At 67.7% G+C, this 23,430-nt stretch carries 26 protein-coding genes; 8 read left to right on the top strand and 18 right to left on the bottom strand.

The window, feature by feature from the left end; translation table 11 throughout:
• Positions 1-55 precede the first annotated feature (55 nt).
• Both yhbY and AC3ITN_RS07365 read left to right on the top strand, forming a co-directional pair.
• The gene (gene yhbY, locus AC3ITN_RS07370; protein WP_313343868.1) at positions 56-361 is read left to right on the top strand and encodes a ribosome assembly RNA-binding protein YhbY; all 306 of its coding nucleotides are present in this window, start codon (positions 56-58) and stop codon (positions 359-361) included.
• 7 nt (positions 362-368) lie between these two features.
• Positions 369-764 carry an Mth938-like domain-containing protein gene (locus tag AC3ITN_RS07365; RefSeq protein WP_313343866.1) on the top strand — a complete coding sequence of 132 codons (396 nt, stop codon included), beginning with the start codon at positions 369-371 and terminating at the stop codon, positions 762-764.
• Positions 765-949: 185 nt separating this feature from the next.
• Here AC3ITN_RS07365 and AC3ITN_RS07360 read toward each other — a convergent pair whose 3' ends face one another.
• Genes AC3ITN_RS07360 through surE form a run of 4 tightly spaced genes read right to left on the bottom strand, consistent with a single transcriptional unit; the run spans position 950 to position 3,808 of the window.
• Positions 950-1,723: a peptidoglycan DD-metalloendopeptidase family protein gene (locus AC3ITN_RS07360; protein WP_489392502.1), complete on the bottom strand. Its 774-nt coding sequence runs from the start codon at positions 1,721-1,723 to the stop codon at positions 950-952.
• Positions 1,720-2,334 (bottom strand): YqaA family protein, encoded by a 615-nt coding sequence (locus AC3ITN_RS07355; RefSeq protein WP_313343859.1) that lies wholly within the window; start codon positions 2,332-2,334, stop codon positions 1,720-1,722. Before AC3ITN_RS07355 ends, AC3ITN_RS07360 begins: the two co-directional genes overlap by 4 nt.
• A 20-nt stretch (positions 2,335-2,354) precedes the next feature.
• The gene (locus AC3ITN_RS07350; RefSeq protein WP_313343856.1) at positions 2,355-3,032 is read right to left on the bottom strand and encodes a protein-L-isoaspartate(D-aspartate) O-methyltransferase; all 678 of its coding nucleotides are present in this window, start codon (positions 3,030-3,032) and stop codon (positions 2,355-2,357) included.
• Entirely contained in the window at positions 3,029-3,808 is a 780-nt protein-coding gene (surE, locus tag AC3ITN_RS07345; RefSeq protein ID WP_489392501.1) for a 5'/3'-nucleotidase SurE, read from the bottom strand. The genes AC3ITN_RS07350 and surE overlap by 4 nt, the downstream gene beginning before the upstream one ends.
• 187 nt (positions 3,809-3,995) lie before the next feature.
• Between surE and AC3ITN_RS07340 the strand changes: the two genes are divergently transcribed.
• Positions 3,996-4,535: a Smr/MutS family protein gene (locus tag AC3ITN_RS07340; protein ID WP_489392500.1), complete on the top strand. Its 540-nt coding sequence runs from the start codon at positions 3,996-3,998 to the stop codon at positions 4,533-4,535.
• 365 nt (positions 4,536-4,900) lie between these two features.
• On the opposite strand, the gene truD is transcribed toward AC3ITN_RS07340, so the two are convergent.
• The 8 genes from truD to AC3ITN_RS07300 all read right to left on the bottom strand — a co-directional run bounded on the left by truD (position 4,901) and on the right by AC3ITN_RS07300 (position 11,570).
• Complete coding sequence (gene truD / locus AC3ITN_RS07335; protein WP_489392499.1) at positions 4,901-5,944, bottom strand: tRNA pseudouridine(13) synthase TruD; 1,044 nt, start codon at positions 5,942-5,944, stop codon at positions 4,901-4,903.
• Positions 5,941-6,435, bottom strand: a complete 495-nt coding sequence (ispF, locus tag AC3ITN_RS07330; protein WP_489392498.1) for a 2-C-methyl-D-erythritol 2,4-cyclodiphosphate synthase — start codon at positions 6,433-6,435, stop codon at positions 5,941-5,943. The genes truD and ispF overlap by 4 nt, the downstream gene beginning before the upstream one ends.
• A gap of 36 nt (positions 6,436-6,471) precedes the next feature.
• Positions 6,472-7,170 carry a 2-C-methyl-D-erythritol 4-phosphate cytidylyltransferase gene (gene ispD, locus AC3ITN_RS07325; RefSeq protein ID WP_489392888.1) on the bottom strand — a complete coding sequence of 233 codons (699 nt, stop codon included), beginning with the start codon at positions 7,168-7,170 and terminating at the stop codon, positions 6,472-6,474.
• Positions 7,167-7,517 (bottom strand): cell division protein FtsB, encoded by a 351-nt coding sequence (gene ftsB / locus AC3ITN_RS07320; RefSeq protein ID WP_313343845.1) that lies wholly within the window; start codon positions 7,515-7,517, stop codon positions 7,167-7,169. Before ftsB ends, ispD begins: the two co-directional genes overlap by 4 nt.
• A 5-nt stretch (positions 7,518-7,522) precedes the next feature.
• On the bottom strand, positions 7,523-8,815 hold the full coding sequence (eno, locus tag AC3ITN_RS07315) for a phosphopyruvate hydratase (protein WP_489392497.1): 1,293 nt from the start codon (positions 8,813-8,815) through the stop codon (positions 7,523-7,525).
• A gap of 65 nt (positions 8,816-8,880) precedes the next feature.
• Positions 8,881-9,306, bottom strand: coding sequence for a hypothetical protein (locus AC3ITN_RS07310; RefSeq protein ID WP_313343839.1), 426 nt, complete (start codon positions 9,304-9,306; stop codon positions 8,881-8,883).
• Positions 9,303-10,958 (bottom strand): CTP synthase, encoded by a 1,656-nt coding sequence (gene pyrG, locus AC3ITN_RS07305; protein WP_313343836.1) that lies wholly within the window; start codon positions 10,956-10,958, stop codon positions 9,303-9,305. Before pyrG ends, AC3ITN_RS07310 begins: the two co-directional genes overlap by 4 nt.
• Positions 10,959-11,327: 369 nt before the next feature.
• Complete coding sequence (locus tag AC3ITN_RS07300) at positions 11,328-11,570, bottom strand: hypothetical protein (RefSeq protein ID WP_313343833.1); 243 nt, start codon at positions 11,568-11,570, stop codon at positions 11,328-11,330.
• 163 nt (positions 11,571-11,733) lie between these two features.
• On the opposite strand from AC3ITN_RS07300, the gene parE reads away from it, so the two are divergent.
• The gene (parE, locus tag AC3ITN_RS07295) at positions 11,734-13,623 is read left to right on the top strand and encodes a DNA topoisomerase IV subunit B (RefSeq protein WP_313343830.1); all 1,890 of its coding nucleotides are present in this window, start codon (positions 11,734-11,736) and stop codon (positions 13,621-13,623) included.
• A gap of 747 nt (positions 13,624-14,370) precedes the next feature.
• Here the strand turns inward: parE and AC3ITN_RS07290 are convergent.
• Positions 14,371-15,492, bottom strand: coding sequence for an inorganic phosphate transporter (locus tag AC3ITN_RS07290; RefSeq protein WP_313343827.1), 1,122 nt, complete (start codon positions 15,490-15,492; stop codon positions 14,371-14,373).
• Positions 15,493-15,505: 13 nt separating this feature from the next.
• A complete protein-coding gene (locus tag AC3ITN_RS07285) occupies positions 15,506-16,132 on the bottom strand; it encodes a DUF47 domain-containing protein (RefSeq protein WP_313343825.1) in 627 nt (208 codons plus the stop codon).
• Between the two features lie 341 nt (positions 16,133-16,473).
• Here AC3ITN_RS07285 and AC3ITN_RS07280 point away from each other — a divergent pair, with 341 nt between their 5' ends.
• Both AC3ITN_RS07280 and AC3ITN_RS07275 read left to right on the top strand, forming a co-directional pair.
• Positions 16,474-17,730 carry a hemolysin family protein gene (locus tag AC3ITN_RS07280; protein WP_489392887.1) on the top strand — a complete coding sequence of 419 codons (1,257 nt, stop codon included), beginning with the start codon at positions 16,474-16,476 and terminating at the stop codon, positions 17,728-17,730.
• Complete coding sequence (locus AC3ITN_RS07275) at positions 17,714-18,373, top strand: exopolysaccharide biosynthesis protein (RefSeq protein ID WP_489392496.1); 660 nt, start codon at positions 17,714-17,716, stop codon at positions 18,371-18,373. The genes AC3ITN_RS07280 and AC3ITN_RS07275 overlap by 17 nt, the downstream gene beginning before the upstream one ends.
• 288 nt (positions 18,374-18,661) lie before the next feature.
• On the opposite strand, the gene AC3ITN_RS07270 is transcribed toward AC3ITN_RS07275, so the two are convergent.
• The 4 genes from AC3ITN_RS07270 to AC3ITN_RS07255 form a co-directional block, all read right to left on the bottom strand.
• On the bottom strand, positions 18,662-19,162 hold the full coding sequence (locus AC3ITN_RS07270) for a pyridoxamine 5'-phosphate oxidase family protein (protein WP_489392495.1): 501 nt from the start codon (positions 19,160-19,162) through the stop codon (positions 18,662-18,664).
• Positions 19,163-19,312: 150 nt separating this feature from the next.
• Complete coding sequence (locus AC3ITN_RS07265) at positions 19,313-20,308, bottom strand: LLM class flavin-dependent oxidoreductase (protein ID WP_489392494.1); 996 nt, start codon at positions 20,306-20,308, stop codon at positions 19,313-19,315.
• A gap of 157 nt (positions 20,309-20,465) precedes the next feature.
• Positions 20,466-21,212, bottom strand: coding sequence for a sulfurtransferase (locus AC3ITN_RS07260; RefSeq protein WP_489392493.1), 747 nt, complete (start codon positions 21,210-21,212; stop codon positions 20,466-20,468).
• Between the two features lie 45 nt (positions 21,213-21,257).
• The gene (locus AC3ITN_RS07255; RefSeq protein WP_313343808.1) at positions 21,258-21,623 is read right to left on the bottom strand and encodes a DUF6164 family protein; all 366 of its coding nucleotides are present in this window, start codon (positions 21,621-21,623) and stop codon (positions 21,258-21,260) included.
• 63 nt (positions 21,624-21,686) lie between these two features.
• On the opposite strand from AC3ITN_RS07255, the gene AC3ITN_RS07250 reads away from it, so the two are divergent.
• Together AC3ITN_RS07250 and AC3ITN_RS07245 are read left to right on the top strand one after the other, a co-directional pair.
• A complete protein-coding gene (locus tag AC3ITN_RS07250) occupies positions 21,687-22,127 on the top strand; it encodes an FKBP-type peptidyl-prolyl cis-trans isomerase (protein WP_313343806.1) in 441 nt (146 codons plus the stop codon).
• Positions 22,128-22,134: 7 nt separating this feature from the next.
• Positions 22,135-23,376, top strand: coding sequence for a TIGR03862 family flavoprotein (locus tag AC3ITN_RS07245; RefSeq protein WP_489392492.1), 1,242 nt, complete (start codon positions 22,135-22,137; stop codon positions 23,374-23,376).
• Positions 23,377-23,430 lie beyond the last annotated feature (54 nt).

The raw sequence follows: 23,430 nt of genomic DNA, 5'->3' as shown, positions 1-23,430 counted from the left end.
GCCGGACGGGGTGGTCATGATACCCTGATCGCCCCAGTTAACCGCTTGTTCCTGAATGTCTATTGCCCTGACCTCGTCCCAGACCCGCTTCCTCCGCGGCCAAGCCCATGATCTGAAAGCCCTGCTGCAGATCGGCGGCAAGGGGGTCACGCCGGCCTTCCTGACCGAGCTGAACGAGGTGCTGGAGCGCCACGAGCTGATCAAGGTGAAGGTGGGCGCGGAAGACCGCGATACCCGCGACGCCATGATCGCCGAGCTGGTCCAAGCCTCCGGAAGCGCCCTCGTGCAGCGCATCGGCCACGTCGCCGTGCTGTACCGCCCGAGCAAGGAAATGCGCCAGATCGTGCTTCCGCGCGGCTGATCGCCCCATGCAGCTGAACCACGAGATCCCGGATTTCGCTTACGCGTTCCGCGCTGCGGGTGGACGCTCGGTGGTCATCGAGGACCGCGAGCTGGTGCGTACCCGCGAGCTGAGCCAGAGCTTCATCCTGACCCCGCAGACGCTGGTGCAGGACTGGGCCGTGAACGGTGGCGCGCGCGCGTTGACGCCGGACGACCTGGCGCCGGTCCTTGCGCTGGAGCCGGAGCTGGTGATCCTGGGTACCGGGGAAACGCAGCAGTTCCCGTCGGCCGCCGTCATGGGCGCCTGCCTGACCCGCGGCATCGGCCTGGAAGTGATGGCCAACGCGGCCGCCGCGCGGACCTTCAACCTGCTGGCCAGCGAAGGCCGCAAGGTGGCGGCGGCGATCCTGCTGGTCGGCTGAAGACACCCGGATTCGTTCAGGAAAGGCTGCCGTTGGCGGCCTTTTTTGTGGGCGGGTTCGGCCGGTTCTACGTGGCAGTCCCCTACGGGGTGGCAACACGTCGTACGCGGCACGGCGATGTACGGCAGCCACGCAGGGCGTGGCTCTACGCCGGGGGTAGAGCCACGCCCTGCGCGGGTGCCCGGTTATCGGGGCGGCAGGTACAACAACGGATCCACCGGCTTGCCGTTGTAGCGGATCTCGAAGTGCAGCATGTCGCGGGTGGTACCGGTGCGGCCCATTTCCGCGATCTGCTCGCCGGCCTTGACGCTCTGGCCTTCGTTGACCAGCCGCTTGCGGTTGTGGCCGTAGGCCGACAGCCACTGATCGCTGTGCTTGATGATGATCAGCTCGCCAAACCCGACAAGGCCGGCACCGGAGTACACCACCACGCCCGACGCGGTGGCGCGCACCGGCTGGCCGCTGCTGCCGGCGATGTCCACGCCCTGCTTGGTGACGTCGGCACCGACGAAGCGGCCGACAAGCGCGCCATCGGCTGGCCAGCGCCAGTCGATGTTGCTCTTGATGGCGGTCGTCGGCGACGGGGTCGGCGCGGGTGCCGTGGTGCCGGGGCGCGGCGCGGTCACCACCGTGGTCGGCGCGCGGGCCGGGCCGTTGCCGGGGTACAGGCGCAGGGTCTGGCCCGGATAGATCGTGTACGGCTCGGCCAGCCCGTTCCACGCCGCCAGGTCACGGGGCGTGATGTTGTGGATGCGGGCCAGCGCGTACAGGGTGTCTCCGCGACGCACGACGGCGGTCTGGCCGGGCTTGGCTACCGAGCTCTGCGGCGTGGTGTGCGCCGTCGGCCGGCCACCGGTGGACGGCTTGACCACCGTGGCGGTGCCACAGGCACTCAGCGTGGTTGCCACCAGCAGCAGTGCGGCCAACCGCGCTCCTCCACTCAAACGATCAGCACTCATGCGAACTTCGACCTCCAGACAAGCCAGGCCACCAGGCCGACCACAAGTGCGGTCGCGACCCAGCCCAGCGGTTCAATCCAACGCCGCAGCGCCGCTTCCGCGCGCGCGCCGCCAATACGGATGACCGCCGCCAGCACGAACACGCGCTTGCCACGGCCAATCAACATGCTCAGGAAGTACTGCGGCAGCGGCACGCCGACGATACCCGACGCCCACGTGAAGACCTTCATCGGGATCGGCATGAAGCCGCCCAGGACCAGGAAGGTGAACACTGCCCACGGCGACTCGGCCATCTTGGCCTGCACGATCGCGATACCGCCTTCAATGCTCGACAACATGCCCAGCGCCGCGAACAGCGGCTTGAGTGCTTCGAATGCATAGTGTCCCAGCGCATAGCCGACCAGCGCACCGGCCATCGAACCGGACAGGCTCAGCGTGGCGAACCACCAGCCGCGCTTGGGCTGGGCCACGCACATCGGGGCCAGCATGACCTCGGGCATCACCGGGAAGATGATCGCCTCGATGAAGCTCAGCACCGTCAGGTAGGTCGGCGCGCGCTCATGCGCGGCCCACTTCATTGCCCGCTCGTACAGCGGACCAAAAATCTTCATGACGCAAACGCTCCTTGGAATCAGTCCAGCATGCCAGACAGCAGCGGGACGAACGTGACCGGTGCCAGTACCTGCTGTTCGACACTGCCGTCCTCGCGACGGGTCAGCTGGATCAGCGACTGCGCCCCTGCCCCGCCCACCGGCGCGACCAGGCGGCCGCCCACGGCCAGCTGTTCGACCAGCGCATCGACCAGCGCCGGCGCGGCCGCGGTGACCACGATGGCGTCGAACGGACCGTGCTCGGCCCAGCCGATGCGGCCGTCGTCATGCTTGCTGCGGATGTTCATGCCCAGCGCACGGAAGCGCTTGCGCGCCTGCCGCAGCAGGTCGCCGATGCGCTCGACGGTGTAGACCTCCAGCCCCAGCGCGCCGAGCACGGCGGCCTGGTAACCGGAGCCGGTACCGACTTCCAGTACCTTCTTCGGCCCCGACTGCAGCACCGCTTCGGTCATCCGCGCCACCACCCAGGGTTGCGAGATGGTCTGGCCATGCCCGATCGGCAGCGCGGTGTCTTCGTAGGCACGCGAGGCCAGGGCCTCGTCGATGAACAGATGGCGCGGAACCACGCGGATGGCGTTGAGCGTGGCCTCGTCGGCAATGCCGCTTTCGCGCAGGCGCTCGACCAGGCGATCGCGCACGCGCTGGGAGGTCATGCCGATCCCCACCGCTTCAGGCTGCAGGCGCAGGCGCTGGCTCATGCCGGCCGGTCCAGGGCGGCGGTCAGGCCACCTACCCAGCTGGCGACCTTTTCCAGCGCCTGGTACCGGGTCAGATCCACCTGGATCGGGGTGATGGAGATGTAGCCGTTGCGCACGGCGTGGAAGTCCGTGCCCGGGCCGGAATCCTGTTCGCGCCCGGCCGGGCCGATCCAGAACACTTCGTTGCCGCGCGGGTCGCGCTGGGCAATGCAGCCTTCGGCGCGGTGGCGGTTGCCCAGCCGGGTCACTTCGAAGCCACGCACCTCCGACCACGGCAGGTCGGGCACGTTGACATTGAGGATGGTGTCGGCCGGCAGCGGGTCGGCGTTGAGCCGGGTGACGATCTCCACCGCGGCACGCGCGGCGGTTTCGAAATTGCGCGGGTCATGGTTGTGCGTGACCAGCGACATCGCCACCGCAGGCAGGCCGAGGAAACGCCCTTCCATCGCTGCCGATACGGTGCCGGAGTAGATGACGTCGTCGCCGAGGTTGGCCGCGTTGTTGATGCCCGAGACCACGATGTCGGGGTCGTATTCGAGCATGCCGGTCAGCGCCAGGTGCACGCAGTCCGTCGGCGTGCCTGCGACCGAACAGGTGTAGTGGTCGATGCGCTTGACCCGCACCGGCAGGTCCAGGGTCAGCGAGTTGCTGGCGCCGGATCGGTCGCGGTCGGGTGCGACCACCATCACTTCATGACCGGCGTCACGCAATACCGAGGCGAGCATCTTGATGCCGGGGGCATCGACACCGTCGTCGTTGCTGACCAGGATCCGCATCTGCGATTTAACCGCTTGATTATTCAAGACTTCATTTCCATCACTTTCCAGCGTTGGCGGGGCCGGCCTTCACCCGTTCCGGGATCACCGACCGCGCAAGTGCGTCAGCTATTGTGCCGCAAGCGGGCAGATCGGCCTACCCCGGGTGGAGGTAGGCACGACCGTTCCCGCGCATTAGGCTGTACGCATGTCACATCCTGAAGACGAAGATCCGGCCGCGTTGTTCCGCGCCGCCATCGGCGAGGTGAAGCCGCTGCGCAAGCCGGTGACCGCGCCGCCCGCCACGCCCCGGCCGAAGCCGCGGGCGCGCATGGCCGAGCTGGACGAGGACGCCGCGCGCGGGGAATTCGCCCGGCTGCTGCGCGACAGCGCTCCGCTGGAGGCCGGCGACACCGCCAGCTACCGCCGGGACAACCTGCCGGCCCGGATGTTCCAGCGGCTCAAGCGCGGCCAGTACTCGGTGCAGGACGAACTGGACCTGCACGGCGCCACCGTCGCCCAGGCCGAGACGCTGCTGCGCCAGTTCCTGCTGGAGGCGCACGCGCATGAGCACGGCTGCGTGCGCATCATCCACGGCAAGGGGCTGCAGTCCGATGGTGGCGCGCCGGTGCTGAAGAACCTGGTCGATCGCCTGTTGCGCCAGCGCAACGATGTGCTGGCCTTCCATTCGGCACCGGCCGGGCAAGGCGGGACGGGCGCGGTATTGGTGTTGTTGGCGAACCGGTGATTGCCTGCACCGCGCAGCCACGCAGGGCGTGGCTCTACGGGGTATAGGCGCCGGTAGAGCCACGCCCTGCGTGGCTGCGCGGTATAGGCGCCGGTAGAGCCACGCCCTGCGTGGCTGCGCGGTATAGGCGCCGGTAGAGCCACGCCCTGCGTGGCTGCGCGGTATAGGCGCCGGTAGAGCCACGCCCTGCGTGGCTGCGCGGTGCAGGCGCCGGTAGAGCCACGCCCTGCGTGGCTGCGCGGTGCAGGCGCCGGTAGAGCCACGCCCTGCGTGGCTGCGCGGTGCAGGCGCCGGTAGAGCCACGCCCTGCGTGGCTGCGCGGTGCAGGCGCCGGTAGAGCCACGCCCTGCGTGGCTGCGCGGCGCTCAATCGTTCGAGACGGCCCCGCCCACATCCTGCACCGGCCCCAGCTCATGCAACACGGCGGTGGCATAACACCCCGGCGGCAACGCGAAGGTCAGCTCCAGCACGTCCGGCGCCAGCCAGCGGTGCTGCAGGTTGGCCGGGCGCAGGCGCAGCGCACGCCGCTCCTGCTTCAGGCGCGCGCCTTCCAGGCCCGTGCGCAGCTGCAGCGACTGTTCGTCGCTCACCGCGCCCAGCTCCAGTTCCGCAGCGGCACCGCTGCTGCGCAGCTCGCCCTCGCCCCACAACGGGCCGCTGGGATGGATGTCGAAGCGACCCAGGCGGTCGGCCAGCAGGTCGGTCCACGGTTCGGGACCGAACACGCTGCGGCTGCCGTCCAGCATCCACACCTCGCCCTCCAGCGGACTGTCCCAGTTGCCCTGGGTGACGCGTTCGGCCAGCACCTGGTTGAACAGCGCCGAGCGCGCGGCCGACAGCAGCAGCGAACGCTGGTCGGGGCGTACCCGTCGGCCGCCGAACATCGCCAAGGCTGCCGGTACGTTGCCGCCATCGCGGCCGAAACGCTGCTCACCAAACCAGTTGGGCAGGCCGCGCGCGGCGATCAGCGACACGCGCTCGTCGATCGCCTTCGCATCCCCCTGTACATCACGCAACACCAGCCGGAAGCGGTTGCCGGCCAGCGCACCGCGCTGCAGCTTGCGGTTGTGCCAGGTCGACTCGAGCACCTCGACCTCGTCGGAGGCCAGCAGCGCGATATCCGGCGCGATGCGCTTGGGCAGGTGCACGCTGAAGCGCTGGGTGGTGACCGCATGGCGGTCCTTCATGCCGGCGTAGCTGACGCCCATGTCCGGCAGGCCCGCCCACCTGGCCAGCAGCTTGGCCACGTGCACGGTGTTGGCACCCCGTTTACGAAGGGTCAGCAGCAGGTGCTCGCCCTCCCCGCTCGGCTCGAAGGACGGCAGCTCGTCGACCTGGAAGTCCTCGGGCGTGGTGCGGATCTTCGCGCTGAGCAGCGGCGCGCCGAAGGCCAGCGGCAGCGGGATCACAGCGCCACCAGCAGCACGACGGCCTGGGCGGCGATGCCTTCGCCACGCCCGGTGAAGCCCAGCGTTTCGGAGGTGGTGGCCTTGACGCTCACCGCGTCCAGCGCGACGCCAAGCAGCCCGGCCATGCGCTCGCGCATGGCCAGCGCATGCGGACCGACCTTGGGCCGTTCGCAGATCACGGTGATATCGGTATTGCCGACCTGCCAGCCGCGTTCGCGCAGCAGGCCGTTGCAGTGCGCGAGGAAACGGCTGCTGTCGGCGTCCTTCCAGCGCATGTCCGAGGGCGGAAAGTGCTGGCCGATGTCGCCCAGCGACAGCGCGCCGAGCATGGCATCGCACAGTGCATGCAGGATCACATCGCCATCGCTGTGCGCCAGCACGCCGCGGCTGTGCGCGACGCGGATGCCGCCCAGCATGATGTGGTCGCCCTCGCCGAAGGCGTGGACGTCATAGCCCTGTCCGATGCGGACCGGAGGAAACGGGGTGTTCATGGCAAAAACCTGCAGTGAAGGCCGGCACGCGCGGAATCAGGGTCCGCGGCGCGACAGCTCGAATTCGAATCGGGACAGGTCGGCCGGGGTGGTGACCTTGAAGTTGTCTTCGTTGCCCTCGACCAGCAAAGGGCGCAGTCCCTGCCGCTCCATCGCCATGGCCTCGTCGGTGACCTCGACACCGGCGGCCGCCGCTTCCTGCAGCGCGCGCGCCAGCTGGTGGCGGCGGAACAGCTGCGGGGTCAGCGCACGCCACAGGCGCGCACGCGGCTCGGTGGCGTCGATGCCACCATCGTCGCCGGCACGCTTGAGCGTATCGCGCACCGGCGACGCCAGGATCGCGCCGACCGGATCGTTGCGCCCCACTTCCAGCAGGCGGCCCAGGTCGGTAGCCGCCAGGTTGGGCCGCGCGGCGTCGTGCACCAGGACGAAATCGTCGGCGCGCACGCTCTCGGGCAATGCCTGCAGACCGGCCAGCACCGACTCGGCACGGGTGGCGCCGCCGGTGCAGGTGAGGATCGGCTTGTCGGCCAGCGACTGCCAGCCCGGCCAGTCGGCATCGCCGTCGGCGATGACCACCATCACCCCGGCCACGACCGGGTGCGAGAGCAGCGCTTCCAGCGTATGTGCCAGCAACACCCGGTCGCCGGCGACCAGATACTGCTTGGGAATCTGCCCGCCGAACCGGGTGCCACGGCCGGCAGCCGGAACCACGGCCCAGACGCTGCCCATCAGGGTACTTCCTGGTGAGGGGCGTCCGGGTCGGCGGCCAGCGCCGGTGCCCGCGGTGCGGCGACCGGCGCATTTTCAACGACGCGGTAGAACGTCTCGCCGGGCTTGATCATGCCCAGTTCGCTGCGCGCGCGTTCTTCAATGGCGGCCTCGCCTTCCTTGAGGTCCTTGACCTCGGCCGCAAGCGCATCGTTGCGCTGCTGCAGGCCGGCGTTGTCGCGACGCTGGGCCTCGACCTGGGCTTCGAGCATCATCACTTCTCCCGAATTGCCCGGGCCGAACCAGAAGCGGTACTGCAGCCATGCCAGCAGTACCGCGAGCACCAGCAGCAGCCAGCGCCAACTGCGCATGCGGGTCAGCGCTTCAGCGACACGAACGCGTCACGCCCGGCGTAACGCGCGCCGGCACCGAGGGCTTCTTCGATGCGCAGCAGCTGGTTGTACTTGGCCACGCGATCGCTGCGGCACAGCGAGCCGGTCTTGATCTGGGTGGCGGTGGTGGCCACGGCGATGTCGGCGATGGTGGTGTCTTCGGTTTCGCCCGAACGGTGCGAGACCACGGCAGCGTAGTTGGCGTTGTGCGCCATCGCGATCGCTTCCAGGGTCTCGGTCAGGGTGCCGATCTGGTTGACCTTGATCAGGATCGCATTGGCGGTGCCCGACTCGATGCCTTCCTTGAAGATCTTCGGGTTGGTCACGAACAGGTCGTCGCCGACCAGCTGCACCTTGTTGCCGATGCGGTCGGTGAGCAGCTTCCAGCCCGCCCAGTCGTTCTCGGCCAGGCCGTCTTCGATGGTGATGATCGGGTACTGCGCGGCCCAGTCGGCCAGGAAGTCGACGAACTGCTCGGAGGTCAGGCGCTTGTTCTCGCCGACCAGGTTGTATTTGCCGTTTTCGTAGAACTCGGTGGAGGCCACGTCCAGGCCCAGCAGCACGTCTTCACCGGCGGTGTAACCGGCCTTGCCGATCGCCTCGAGGATGGTGTCCAGCGCTTCGACGTTGCTGCGGAAGTCCGGCGCGAAACCGCCTTCGTCGCCCACCGCCGTGCTGAGGCCGTGGCCCTTGAGCACCGACTTGAGCGAATGGAAGATTTCGGTGCCGGCACGCAACGCTTCAGAGAACGAGGTGAAGCCGACCGGCAGCACCATGAACTCCTGGAAGTCGACGTTGTTGTCGGCATGCGCGCCGCCGTTGATGATGTTCATCATCGGCACCGGCAGCGACGGGCTCACGCCGGTCTTGCCGGCCAGGTACTGCCACAGGGCCTGCTTGTTCGCGGCGGCGGCGGCGTGCGCGGTGGCCATGGACACGGCGAGCAGCGCATTGGCGCCCAGCCGACCCTTGTTCTCGGTGCCGTCCAGATCGATCAGGCGGCGGTCGAGCGCTTCCTGGTCGGCCGCGTCGTAGCCCTTCAGCGCGGTCGCGATGGTGGTGTTGACGTTGTTGACGGCATTGCGCACGCCCTTGCCCAGGTAACGGGTCTTGTCGCCGTCACGCAGCTCCACCGCTTCCTTGGAGCCGGTCGAGGCGCCCGAGGGAACCGCGGCGCGGCCGAATGAACCGTCCTCGAGGATGACGTCGGCTTCCAGCGTGGGGTTGCCACGGCTGTCGAGGATTTCACGGGCGTGGATGCTGCGGATCGTGGTCATAGCGGGCCGGTTACCAGTCAGAAAGGGGGAACGCCAAACAGTAGCGCCGAAAACGTGCCGCGTGATTATCCCTGCCAGCCCCCCGCTTGCCAAATCGGCGTGACATGGCCGATCAGTACCTGCGTGGTCGCGGCGCGGGACAGCAGGCTGGGCAGCAGCAGAATCGCCGCCAGCAGTCCCAGCAGGGCCAGGCCGAGGAACCCGCCCGCCGGTTGTCGGCGCAGCCGGAACGACAACACGCTGGCGACCAGCGTGGCCAGCACCACCGCTGCGGAGAGCACCAGGGTGCCCACCAGGTAGGGCTGCGTGGCCCGCATGGCATGGTTGCCGTCACCGGGCATGCCCACGCTGGCCCACACCAGGAGTGTCAGCAGGAACGCACAGCCCCAGGCACCGATACCGAGTCCCAGCGCCGCCCAGCCCCACGGCCATGCGCGCCAGTGGCGCCGCTGGCGGCGCGCCTCCAGCGCCGTCCACGGGTCCTGCGTCATGCCTGCAGCGGCGCGCCACCGGCCTTGCGCTCGCGCGCGGCCCGGATGAAGCCGATGAACAGCGGGTGGCCCTCGCGCGGGGTGGACAGGAACTCGGGGTGCGCCTGGCAGGCCAGGAACCACGGATGCTGGTCACGCGGCAGCTCCACCACTTCCACCAGGGTGTCGTCCATCGATTTGCCCGCAATCACCAGGCCGGCATCTTCCAGCTGGGTGCGGTAGCGGTTGTTGAATTCGTAGCGGTGGCGGTGGCGCTCGGAGACCACGTCCTTGCCGTACAGCTCGCGGGCCAGCGTGCCCGGCTTCAGGCGCTGCTCCTGCAGGCCCAGGCGCATGGTGCCGCCCAGGTCGCTCTTGTCGTCACGCTTCTCGACATCGCCGGTGGCGGTGCGCCATTCGGTGATCAGGCCGATCACCGGATTCGGCGACTGGCGGTCGTTCTCGGTGCTGTTTGCCCCCTCCAGCCCGGCCACGTGGCGGGCGAAATCGACCACGGCGGCCTGCATGCCGTAGCAGATGCCGAAGTACGGCATGCTCTGCTCGCGGGCGAACTGCGAGGTGAGCACCTTGCCTTCGAAACCGCGGTCACCGAAGCCGCCCGGCACCAGGATGCCGTCCACATCCTTGAGCGCGGCCATGTCGGTGCCCTCCAGGTCCTGCGCCTCCAGCCACTTCAGGTTGACCTTGGTGCGCTGGCGCAGCCCGCCGTGCTTGAGCGCCTCGCCGACCGACTTGTAGGCATCCTGGTGGTCGACATACTTGCCGACCACGGCGATGGTGACTTCGTCGAGCGGGTGCAGGGTGGCGTCCACGGCGGCTTCCCACTCGTGCAGGTCGGCCGGGCCCGCCTTGTCGCCCAGCTTGAGCTGGTTGATGACGATCTCGTCCAGGCCCTGCTCATGCAGGCCCATCGGAATGCGGTACAGCACGTCCACGTCGGGCACGCTGATGACGGCGCGCTCGGACACGTTGGTGAACTGGGCGATCTTGCGGCGCTCGGAATCCGGCACGACCTGCTCGGAGCGGCACAGCAGCACATCCGGCTGGATGCCGATCGAGCGCAGTTCCTTCACCGAGTGCTGGGTGGGCTTGGTCTTGAGCTCACCGGCGGCGGCGATGTACGGCACCAGGGTGAGGTGCATGAACAGCGCCTTCTCCGGGCCACGCTCGGTGCGCACCTGGCGGATGGCTTCCAGGAACGGCAGCGATTCGATGTCGCCCACGGTGCCGCCGATCTCGACCAGCGCCACGTCGAAGCCTTCGGTGGCCTCGTCCATGCAGCGGCGGATCTCGTCGGTGATGTGCGGAATGACCTGCACGGTGGCGCCCAGGTAATCGCCGCGGCGCTCCTTTCGGATCACGTTCTCGTAGATGCGGCCGGTGGTGACCGAATTCTTGCGGCTCAGGCGGGTGCGCACGAAGCGCTCGTAGTGGCCGAGGTCCAGGTCGGTCTCGGCGCCGTCGTCGGTGACATACACCTCGCCGTGCTGGAACGGGCTCATGGTGCCGGGATCGACGTTGATGTACGGGTCGAGCTTCATCATCGTGACCGTGAGGCCGCGGGCTTCGAGGATGGACGCGAGTGACGCGGCGGCAATGCCTTTGCCGAGCGAGGAAACCACGCCGCCGGTTACGAAGATCAAGGGAGTCATGGCTGGGGGTGTCCTGTCAGGAAGGGGGAAACGACGCCGGCGCGGGAGGCGACGGACGACGTGAAGGGGAAATCGGGGGTGATCCGGACGGCGGCAGCGGGACGTTCACGCGCCGGGGCCGGGATCGGGGGATGTGCGGAGCGCGTTCCGGTCTGCGAGGTCGGGTCGGCCGTGCCGGTCGCCGTTGGGACCGTCACCTCCTGCCTACCCTGCTGGCGGCCGCGCACGACCAGACCAGTCCATTCGCTGATGGATGACACGCACTGCTCCCGGAAAGCCATAGTTTACAGATTGAGGGCCCCAAGCCCAAGGGGCACGAACGAAGACGCCCCGGACAAGCCGGGGCGTCGAAGGGCCCGGGAAGCGGGATCAGCGCTTCTTTTTGGCCTCTTCTTCCTCTTCCTGCTGCGGGGCCGGCTGGCCCTTGGCCTTCATTTCGGCGGCGGCGGCGGCACGGCGCTTGGCCTTGGCTTCCGCCTCGGACTGGGCCTTGGCGTCGGCCTGGTCGCCCTGCTGCGCGGTGGACTGGCCCTGTCCGGCGTTCTGCGCCATTGCCAGCGGCACGGCCAGGACGGCGGCGGCAATGGCAACGATGGTCAGCAACTTCTTCATGGGGTCTCCTCGCATGTGGCTGGGGATGGGGTGGCCGGGGGTCCGGCTTTTGCCATCGCCTACAGTCTATCGCGGGCTGGTCGGCCGGCCCCTGAACGTGTGGCGTGCAAAAAAACCGGCCAGACCGCAAACTTCGCCGTCGCTTTGCGCTTCTTGAAGACAGATGAACACCCGCTATAACGCCGCCGATATTGAAGTCCTGTCCGGCCTTGACCCGGTCAAGCGCCGCCCGGGCATGTATACCGACACCGCGCGCCCGAACCACCTGGCGCAGGAAGTGATCGACAACGCCGTGGACGAAGCCCTGGCCGGGCATGCCCGGACGGTCGAGGTCACGCTGTACAAGGACGGCAGCTGCGAGGTCAGCGATGACGGCCGCGGCATGCCGGTGGACATCCACCCGGAGGAGAAGATCCCCGGCGTGGAGCTGATCCTGACCCGGCTGCATGCGGGCGGTAAATTCAACAACAAGAACTACACCTTCTCCGGCGGCCTGCATGGCGTGGGCGTGAGCGTGGTCAATGCGCTGTCGACGCTGGTCGAGGTGCACATCAAACGCGACGGCAGCGAACACCGCATCACGTTCCGCAATGGCGACCGTGCCACGCCGCTCGAAGTGGTGGGCAGCGTCGGCAGGAAGAACACCGGTACGCGGGTGCGCTTCTGGGCCGATCCGAAGTACTTCGACACACCCAAGTACAACCTGCGCGCACTGCGCCATCTGCTGCGCGCCAAGGCGGTGCTGTGCCCGGGCCTGACCGTGAAGCTTCACGATGAAGCCACGGGCGAGCAGGACAACTGGTACTTCGAGGACGGGCTGAGCGACTACCTGAAGGCGGAGCTGGGCGAGCGCGAGATGCTGCCGGCCGACCTGTTCGTGGGCCAGCTGAAGAAGGACACCGAGGTGGTCGACTGGGCGGTGGCGTGGCTGCCGGAAGGCGAGCTGGTGCAGGAAAGCTACGTCAACCTGATCCCCACCGCGCAGCACGGCACGCACGCCAACGGTCTGCGCACGGGCCTGACCGAGGCGTTGCGCGAGTTCTGCGATTTCCGCAACCTGCTGCCGCGCGGCGTGAAGCTGGCCCCGGAAGACGTGTGGGACCGGGTCTCGTTCGTGTTGTCGCTGAAGATGACGGATCCGCAGTTCAGTGGCCAGACCAAGGAACGCCTGTCGTCGCGCCAGGCGGCCGGCTTCGTGGAGGGTGCGGCGCATGACGCCTTCAGTCTGCTGCTGAACCAGAACGTGGCGCTGGGCGAGCAGATTGCCCAGCTGGCCATCGAACGCGCGAGTGCGCGCCTGAAGACCGAAAAGCTGGTGGTCCGCAAGAAGGTCACGCAGGGCCCTGCCCTGCCCGGCAAGCTGGCCGACTGCATCAGCCAGGACCTGTCGCGCACGGAGCTGTTCCTGGTGGAAGGCGACTCGGCCGGCGGCAGTGCCAAGCAGGCCCGCGACAAGGACTTCCAGGCCATCATGCCGCTGCGTGGCAAGATCCTGAATACCTGGGAAGTGTCGTCGGGCAGCGTGCTGGCGTCGGAGGAAGTGCACAACCTGGCGATCGCGATCGGCTGCGATCCGGGCAAGGACGACATCACCGGCCTGCGTTACGGCAAGGTGGTGATCCTAGCCGACGCGGACTCGGACGGCCTGCACATCGCCACGCTGCTGACCGCGCTGTTCCTCAAGCACTTCCCGGCACTGGTCGATGCGGGCCACGTGTTCGTGGCGATGCCGCCGCTGTTCCGCGTGGACGTGGGCAAGCAGGTGTTCTACGCGCTGGACGAGGAAGAAAAGCGTTCGCTGCTGGACAAGATCGAGCGCGAGAAGATCAAGGGCCAGGTCAGCGTGACGCGCTTCAAGGGCCTGGGCGAAATGAACCCGGAGCAGCTCCGCGAGTCCACCATCCATCCCGACACGCGCCGTCTGGTGCAGTTGACGGTGGACGATGGCGAGCAGACCAGCGCGCTGATGGACATGCTGCTGGCCAAGAAGCGCGCGGGCGACCGCAAGCAGTGGCTGGAGAACAAGGGCGATCTGGCATCGCTGGAAGTCTGATTGCTGCTGAAAAATCCCGCTTCGGCGGGATTTTTTTTCAATCGATACCGTCCCGTAGAGCCGGGCCCTGCCCGGCTGCTTCATGCATCTGGGCGAACAGCCGTTGGGCCGCGCATGGCCTGAGCTGGGCCGGCGGGTGCGGGTTTGCGGGACACGCCGTAAACCCGTCCATGGGGGCTCGTAGAAAACTTGCTCGTGTACGCAATCCCGCGTACACGGCAAGGCCTGGGTTGGGCGTCCTGCCCAACCCGCCCGGCGCATGCGCCGGGCCCATGTTTTCTACAGTCCCGCAAACCCGCCCCCGCCGACCCTCGACGGTGTGCTGGTGGCCCGGGGAGAATCAAGAGCCGGGTTTGATCGTTTCCATGCGTTAGCGGGTGCCGGGTTGTTCCGTGCAGTCGTTTGGGAACCGCCCCTACCGGCATCACGCGGAATACATCAACACGACCGCGTAGGGACACGCCATGCGTGTCTGCTTTTTCCACCCGCACGCGACCAACCATCGGGGGAGGCCGGCGGGAAGCCCCTGTAGGGACTGTCAAAAACATGGGTCCGGCGCATGCGCAGGATTGCGCAATTGCGCAAGTTTTGCCAAGCCCCCATGGATGGGTTCACGGCGTGTCCCGTAAGGGGCTGCCCGTCGGCCTCCCCAGCTCGTAAGAATCGAAACGCCGCTCTATGCGCAAAAACCAAAGCAAACAAAAAACCCGGCCGAAGCCGGGTTTTTTGTGTTTCAAACCAGACTCATCAGGCCCAGCCGAACATCTCGAACAGGCGCAGGATCAGGTAGGCGCAGCCGCCGGCCGCCGGGATGGTCAGGATCCAGGCCCAGACGATGCGCTCGATCACGCCGAACCGCAGCGAACGCGGGTTCTTGGCGTAACCCACGCCCATGATCGCAGTGGAGATGCTGTGCGTGGTCGAGACCGGCATGCCGAAGTGCGCCGCCAGGGTCAGGATCGTGGCCGAGCTGGTTTCGGCCGCGAAGCCGTGGATCGGATGCAGCTTGACCATCTTGTGGCCCAGCGTCTTGATGATCTTCCAGCCGCCCGACGCCGTACCGGCCGCCATCACCACCGCACAGGTCAGCACGATCCACATCGCGATGCCGTCACCGCTCTGCGCGTTCGGGTGCATGAAGGCCAGCCAGGACGGCAGGTCGTTCAGCGCACCGGTCGCCTCAGCGCCGATCAGCGTCATGGCGATGATGCCCATGGTCTTCTGCGCGTCGTTGTGGCCGTGCGCGAAGCCCATGTAGGCCGCCGACACGATCTGCGCCTTGCCGAAGAAAGCATTGACGATGCGCGGACGCGCCAGGCGGCCGAGCCAGCCGCCGGCCTTGGCCATGCCCGCGATGATCGCCCACAGCAGCAGCATCACCACGATGCCGAGCAGGAAGCCCGCGACCGGCGAGGTGATCATCGGCAGGAACACCTTCCACAGCAGGCCCTTGTTCTGGGCCCAGGTGCCGATCCGTTCGGACCAGATCAGCGCGTCCCAGTTGTTGTGGGCGGCCGCAAGGCCGGCACCGCACAGGCCACCGATCAGCGCGTGCGAGGACGATGACGGCAGCCCCTTCCACCACGTGATCAGGTTCCAGATGATGCCGCCCAGCAGCGCGCACAGGATCACCTGCGGGGTCACGTCGACCACGTTGGTGTTGAGCAGGCCCGAGGCAATGGTCAGCGCGACGGCGGTGCCGGTGAGTGCGCCGATGAGGTTCATGAACGCGGCAAGCATCACCGCCCAGCCGGGCGAGAGCACCTTGGTCGCCACCACGGTGGCGATGGAGTTGGCGGTGTCGTGGAAGCCGTTGATGAACTCGAAAACGAGCGCGGCCAGGATCACCACCAGAACGAGGGTCAGCATGCTGTGGCGTCCGTCAGCTGTTCTTCAGCACGATCTGGTAGGCCACCACGCCGGCCTCGCGGCACCGGTCGATGGCCTTTTCCAGGATCTCGAAGAACTCCTTGAGCAGGAACATCTGCAGGCTGTCCAAACGGCCGGAGTAGATGTCGCGGTACAGCTCGAGCATCAGCCGGTCGGCCTCGTTCTCCAGCGAACGCAGCTTCTCGTTGAGCGCGGTCATCCGGTCCAGGTTCATGTGGCGCAGGTCACCCACCATCTCCACCACCACGCTGGCAGCCTGCTCCAGCATCGCCGCGCGCGGCGCGAAATCGATGTGCTCCAGGTGCTGGGTGGCCAGCGAGTAGCGGTCGGCGAACTTCTCGACCTGCTTGGGAATCTTGTACAGCGCCGAACCCAGCGCTTCGATGTCTTCGCGCTCGATCGGGGTCATGAAGCTGTCCACCAGCGCCTGGCTGATCTTGTCCGAGGCGGCGCGTTCGCGCAGTCGGGCCAGCTTGAAGGCGTCCAGCGCAGGCTGGCGGTCTGCGTCGCGCAGCATCGCGTGCAGCGCCTTGGCGCTGTCCTGGGCGGCCTGGGCAGCCTCGTCCAGCAAAGTGTAGAACTGCTTGCCGGAGCCGAAAATGGTCTGCAGAGAGAACATGGAGAAACCTATTCGCCGTCGAGGAAGGACGGCACCGGGCGGAATTATGACGGTTTGATGTCCAATCCGGGTACTCCCGTGATCTTCACACCACAACGGGGTCTGCTGAACGACCCTGTTTGCACCCCTCCCCCCGGCTTTTGTTAAGATGCGCGGGCACCTTCGGGTGCACTCTATGGACGACGACCCTACCCCCCCGCCGCGCCCCCCAGGCTTGACCTGGCCAGGCAGCCGCTGCCATCGCTTGAACACGCCCTCCCTGCCACCAACCGGGGACGACGCCCGTGTTTGAACTGATCCTGCTTGTTTTCGCCCTGATCCTGCTCAACGGGTTCTTCGCCATGTCCGAGATGTCGGTCATGACCTCGCGCAAGAGCCGCCTCAAACAGATGGCCGGTACCTCCAAGCGCGCCGCCAAGGCCTTGGAGCTGTCGGAGAAGCCGGAGAGCTTCCTGTCCACCGTGCAGATCGGCATCACCGTGATCGGCGTGTTGACCGGCCTGCTCGGCGGCGACGCCATCGGCGAGGCCATTGCCACCTGGATCAAGGAGCTGACGCCCGGCTTCAGCCATGCCGAGCTGGTCGGCAAGGGGCTGGCGGTGACCCTGATCACCTTCGTGACGCTGATCTTCGGCGAACTGGTGCCCAAGCGCCTCGCCCTGACCCGCTCCGAGGACATCGCCGGCCTGGTGGCCATGCCAATGAGCTGGCTGGCCAAGCTGGCGTTCCCGTTCGTCTGGCTGCTGTCCAAGACCACGCGCCTGGTGCTTCGCCTGCTCGGCCTGGGCAACGACGAAGCGGCGACGGTGACCGAAGAAGAGATCCGCATGCTGGTGGCCGAGAGCCACGAGGCCGGTGTGATCGACGCCCACGAGCGCGACATGATGAACCGGGTGATGCGCCTGGGCGACCGCACCGCCGACAGCCTGATGACCCCGCGCAACCGGATCGCCTGGCTGGACACCGTGGCCGATGCCGAGAAGAACCTGACGACCATGCGCGAGCACGAGTTCTCGCGCTACCCGGTGTATCGCGACAATGACCAGGACATCGTCGGCGTGCTCGAGGTGAAGAGCCTGGTCACGCGCCTGGTGCGCGACGAACACTCGCTGTTCCAGCACCTTCGCGAGCCGCTGTACGTCTCCGAATCCACCCATGCGATGAAGCTCCTGGAGATCTTCCGCGAGGAACAGCAGTCGATGGCGCTGGTGGTGGACGAGTACGGCGAGATCCAGGGCCTGGTCACCATCAGCGACCTGATGGGCGCGGTGGTCGGCCGCATGCAGTCGGTGGAGAACGTGGACGAGGACGCCCTGGTGGTGACCCGCGAGGACGGCTCCTACCTGGTGGACGGATCGCTGTCGATCGAAGACCTGCGCGAACTGATGGGCAATGCCGAACTGCCCGATGCCGAAGACGGCGACTATTACACCCTCGCCGGCATGTGCATCCATTTCTTCGGGCGCATTCCCCACGCTGGCGAGTACTTCGACTGGGCCGGCTGGCGCATCGAGATCGTCGACCTCGACGGCGCGCGCGTGGACAAGCTGCTGATGCGTACCCTGGCCGAAGAAGAGACCGATGAACTCACCGGCTGATCCGACCCCACCACCGGACCAGAGCCGGCCGGAATACCGCAACGAAGGCATCCGCACGCTGCTGGCGATGTTCGACCATGGCGATCCGGATGAGCGGCTGCGCCTGGGTCAGATCCTGCAGGGCCTGCAGCAGAGCGCGTTCGGGGTGTTCCTGTTCGTGGCGATCCTGCCGGCCTTCATCCCGGTACCGGGCATCGGCGGTGCGGTCAGTGGCCCGCTGGTGATCATGATCGGGGTGCAGATGCTGTTCGGCCTGCGCCGGCCGTGGCTGCCCGGCTTCATCGGCAACCGCGGCCCGCGCCGCGGCACGATGCACAAGTTCCTGGCGCGGATCGACGGCGCGCTGCGCCGCCTGGATCGCATGTTGAAGCCGCGTCGACCGCTGCTGCTGGTGCCGTTGCCTGCGCATGCGTTTACCGGCCTGCTGCTGGTACTGACCGGGCTGCTGCTGTCGCTGCCGATTCCGTTCACCAACTATCTGTTCGGTTTCCAGCTGCTGCTGTTCGCGCTGGCGTTGCTGGAGCGCGACGGGACGTTGATGTTGATCAACTGGATCGGGGCCGTGGCCGCCGTGGTGTTCTTCGGCTTCAGCTCGGGGCAGCTGGTGGAGTATGTGGCGGGGCTGTTCCAGCGCTGGTTCTGAAAGGACCAGCGCTGTAGAGCCGACTGTTAGTCGGCTACGCGGTAGAGCCGACTGTTAGTCGGCTGCGCGGTAGAGCCGACTGTTAGTCGGCTACGCGGTAGAGCCGACTGTTAGTCGGCTGCGCGGTAGAGCCGACTGTTAGTCGGCTGCGCGGTAGAGCCGACTGTTAGTCGGCTACGCGCGCAGCGCGGCGTTTGGTTCCATGCGAAAGGCAGCCGACTGACAGTCGGCGCTACCCCGTCGGCGCATCGGCGCGACGTCGTCCGTCGCGCCCAAGCCACCCTGCCTTCAGCGCAGGTCGACGACGCCGTTGTCGGACAACGCACTCGGGTCATCGGACACGGCCGACAGCACGAAACTCAACGCCTTCCCCAGCAGCGTGCCCGGGCCGTCCCAGTACTCGGCCGATTCGGCGCTGACGTGGATCAGGCGCAGGCTGGGATCGTCCTTGCCGCCCGGGAAGAACAGCTTCATCGGCGGCGACCACAGCTCGTCCACCTTGGCGCGGTCATCGACGATGCGCGCGATGCCGGCAACCGACACATAGGTGTTCTTCGACTGCGAGGCGTAGGACACATTGACGCGCGGGTTCAGCGCGATTTCCGCCACCTTCGGGCTGTCTGCGGCCACGGCGAACCACAGGTCGCCGTCAAACTCCACTTCCTGCGTGCCGAGCGGCCGGCTGTACAGCCGGCCATCGACGCCGGTGGTGGTGAACATGGCGATGTCCACGCCGCGGATCAGTTCGGCCAGTTGTTTGATGTGCTGCTGGCGATCGTGGTCTGCCATGGGGGAACTCCTGAAAGAAGGAGCTCCATCACACCGGATCTGGAGCCATGGCAACGTGAACCGCATGGTCACGCCGCCTTCGCACGATGTGCGGCGTAACAGCACACAGCCGGTGCGTCATTTCCCGGGCGCGTGGCGACGCGTTCAACGTCAGATCCGGTCACCGAGGTCGCGGCGCGCCTGCATGGCCAGGCCGAACGAACGCTTGCGCGCCGCGTGGTCGTAGATGTTGGCCGTGAGCAGCAGTTCATCGGGCTTGTGGCGGGCGGCGAATGCGGCCATGCCCTCGCCCACCTGGCGCAGATCGCCGACCACCGCACAGGCCAGCGCGTTCTGCACACCGAGTTTTTCATGCGGCTGCCAGAACGCCTCGATATCGTCGATCGGCGGCGGGATCAGGCCCGGCAGGCCGCGGCGCAGATTGACGAAGCTCTGCTGCTGGGTGGTGAACAGGCGCTTGGCCTCCGCCTCCGATTCGGCGGCCACCACGTTCAGGCCCAGCACGGCATACGGCGCGGCCAGGTACTGCGACGCGCGGAATTCACGGCGGTAGACCGCCAGCGCCTCATCCATCGCATCGGGGGCGAAGTGCGAGGCGAAGGCGAACGGCAGGCCCATCGCGGCGGCCAGGCGCGCACTGAACAGGCTGGAACCGAGCAACCACACGGGCACCGGAATACCTGCACCCGGCACCGCGCGCACCGCCTGGCCGGCCTGGGCCGGTTCGAAGTACTGCAGCAGCTCGCGCACGTCCTGCGGGAACTGGTCGGCGCTGTCGAAGTAGCGGCGCAGGGCGCGCGCGGTGGGCTGGTCGGTGCCGGGCGCGCGGCCCAGGCCCAGGTCGATGCGGTCCGGGTACAGCGAGGCCAGCGTGCCGAACTGCTCGGCCACCTGCAGCGGCGCATGGTTGGGCAGCATGATGCCGCCCGCGCCCACGCGGATGCGCTGGGTGCCACCGGCGACGTGGCCGATCAGCACGGCCGTGGCGGCGCTGGCGATGCCCGGCATGTTGTGGTGCTCGGCCAGCCAGTAGCGGTGGAAACCCCAGCCTTCGGCGTGCTGCGCCAGGTCCAGCATGTTGGCGAAGGCCTGGGTGGTATCGCTGCCTTCACAGACCGGGGCCAGATCAAGAATCGACAGTTGCATGGATGGGTTCCATCAAAAGGGTTGCCCTTGGGATGGGGGCGACCACCCGGCGATACCATGGCCGCTGGCGGGATGGTGATTCCTGCGGGATTGCCGGGCCGCCGTCACCGGTAGCGCCGGCCGTTGGCCGGCCCACGCACGCCATCGACGCGCGGCCTCAATCCGCGGCCTGGTCCACCAGCGGCTTCAACTCCGCGTCCAGGGCCACCCGCTCATCGAACACGAAGCAGCGACCGTCATAGCCCTCGCCGCCCACCGCCTCGAAATAGCCCAGGATGCCGCCGTCGAGCTGCAGCACGTTGGCCATGCCGTCGTTGCGCATCCACAGCGCGGCTTTCTCGCAGCGGATGCCGCCGGTGCAGAAACTCACCACGGTGCTGTCGCGCAGCGCCTCGCGGTGCGGCGCCAGCGCGTCGGGCAGGTCGGTGAACTTGGTGATCGGCAGCACCAGCGCGTCCTGGAAGGTGCCGTACTCGATCTCCTGGGTGTTGCGGGTGTCGAGCATCACCACCGGCTTGCCCGCATCGTCGTGGCCCTGCCGCAGCCAGCGCTGCACCGTCGCCGGATCGACCGAGGGCGCACGCGGAAAGGCCAGCGGCTGCCCATCGTCGATGCGGAAGCTGATGATTTCCGGCTTGACCTTGGCCTTGAGCCGGGCGAAGGGCTGCATCTGGCTGTAGCTCGTCTTCACCCGCAGGTCCGCGAACCCCGGGTCGGCGCGCAACGCGGCATAGAAGCCGTCAATGCCCGACTCGCTGCCAGCCAGGAACAGATTGATGCCCTCACCGGCCACCAGCACGGTGCCGCGCAGCGCGGCCGCCTCGGCACGCGCCAGCAGCGTGGCGCACAGCGCATCGGGGTCGGCGACGGGGGTGAAGTGGTAGGCGGCGGTATTGGCGATCATCCGCCCATTTTACCTCCGGGCCGCCACCCCCGCCCAACCGGGCATTCAGCCGCGCAGCAGCACGAACGGCAGCAGCACCAGTGCCGCGGCCCCGATCATGCCGGCCAGCACGGCCACCACGAACAGCGGGCGTCGGCGCAGCAGCGTGCCAAAGGTCTCGGCGGTGCCATCGGCCAGCGCGGCCTGGCGCTCGGCGCGGACGCGCTCGCCGCGGGCCTGCTGGTAGTCGGCCATCAGGGCTTTGGCCCGGGCGTGGTCGGCATCGTCGCGGATCCATATCCCGCCAAACGAGATCCCCCAGGGGCTGGGCTCGGTGCGGTAATGGGCGAGGCCCGCCTGATCCAGCAGGGCGGTCACGTCCTGGATTTCATCGTCCGCGACATTGCGCAGGTTGAGCAGCAGTTTCGACATCCGCCCATGATAGCGCCCGGCGATGCGCTACCCTTGCGTCCCCGTTTTCTACCGGTGCCCCCCATGCGTCGTCTGCCGAAGTTCCTGCTCGTTCCCGCGCTGCTGTCGCTGCTGGCCGCGTGCACCCCGCCCGGCCCGCCGCCGGGCGGCAGCATCGCCACGTTCGAGAAGATCGACACCCAGCCGGGCAGCGGCGCCGAGGCGACCCCGGGCAGCACCATCGTGGTCCACTACACCGGCTGGGTCTACGACGAACGTGCCGCCGACAAGCATGGCGAAAAGTTCGACAGCTCGGTCGACCGTGGCGAGCCGTTCAGCTTCGGGCTGGGGCAAGGCCGCGTGATCAAGGGCTGGGATGAAGGCTTCGCGGGCATGAAGGTGGGCGGCAAGCGCACCCTGATGATTCCGGCCGACTACGGGTATGGCGCCTCCGGTGCCGGCCCGATTCCCCCGAACGCCTCGCTCGTGTTCGATGTCGAGCTGCTCGACGTCAAGCCGCGTTGATCCACCCATGAGCAGCGACGTACGCCCGGCGCGGCGGGTAGCGATCATCGGCGGCGGCCCGGCCGGGCTGATGGCGGCCGAAACCGTGCGCGCGGCGGGCCACGAGGTGGACGTCTACGACGCCAAGGGATCGCCAGGACGCAAGTTCCTGATCGCGGGCAAGGGCGGGCTGAACCTCACCCACTCCGACCCGCCGGACGTCTTCGTGGCGCGCTACCGCGAACGCGCGGCCGAGGTCGGCGCGTGGCTGGCGGACTTCGACGGCCCTGCCCTGCGCGAGTGGGCGCGCGGTTTCGGCGTGGATACCTATGTCGGCAGCTCCGGCCGGGTGTTCCCGGTGGACCGCAAGGCCGCGCCGCTGCTGCGTGGCTGGGTCCGCCGGCTGAAGGAACAGGGCGTGCGTTTCCATGTGCAGCACCGCTGGAGCGGATGGCAGGACGATGGCGCGCTGCGCTTCGAAACGCCCGACGGCCCTGCCGGTGTGTGCGCCGATGCGGTTGTGCTGGCGATGGGCGGCGGCAGCTGGCCCGAACTTGGCTCCGATGCAGCCTGGGTAGCACCGCTGGCCGCGCGTGGAATCGACATCGCGCCGCTGAAGCCGGCCAACTGCGGTTTCGACATCGCGTGGACGACGTACTTCCGTGATCGTCAGGGCGGTGCGCCGCTCAAGCCTGTCGTAGCTCACTGGACCGCGCTGGATGGCCAGCCGCGCTCGCAGCAGGGCGAATGCGTGATCACCACCAACGGCATCGAAGGCAGCCTCATCTACGCGCTGGCAGCCGATCTGCGCGATACGCTGGCCCGCGATGGCGCGGTGGTGCTGCAGCTCGACCTGCTGCCCGGGCAGACCGAGGCCCAACTGCTGGAAAAACTGCAGAAGCCGCGCCAGGGCCGCAGCTTCGGCGAGCACCTGCGCCGCCAGCTCGGCCTGGGCGGGGTGAAGTCGGCGCTGCTGTTCGAAGTGCTTGGCAAGGACGCCGGACACCTGCCGGCCGGGGCCATTGCATCGGCGCTGAAGCGCTTGCCATTGTCGCCGCTGCGCCCGCGCCCCATCGCCGAAGTGATCAGCACTGCCGGCGGCGTGCGGTTGGAGGCACTCGATGCGCGGTTGATGCTGCGCGAGCTGCCTGGGACCTTCTGCGCGGGCGAGATGCTGGACTGGGAAGCGCCGACCGGCGGCTACCTGCTGACGGCGTGTTTTGCGAGTGGGCTGCGCGCCGGTCGTGGGGTGGTGGAGTACCTCCGGTAGCGCCGGCCGTTGGCCGGACCACGGATCGCCTGGGCCGGCCGGCGGCCGGGATTG

The sequence above is a fragment of the Stenotrophomonas sp. KH_036_B genome, from assembly GCF_057839485.1.
The sequence above is the reverse complement of the archived record's forward strand: the minus strand, read 5'-3'. Positions and strand labels throughout refer to the sequence as shown.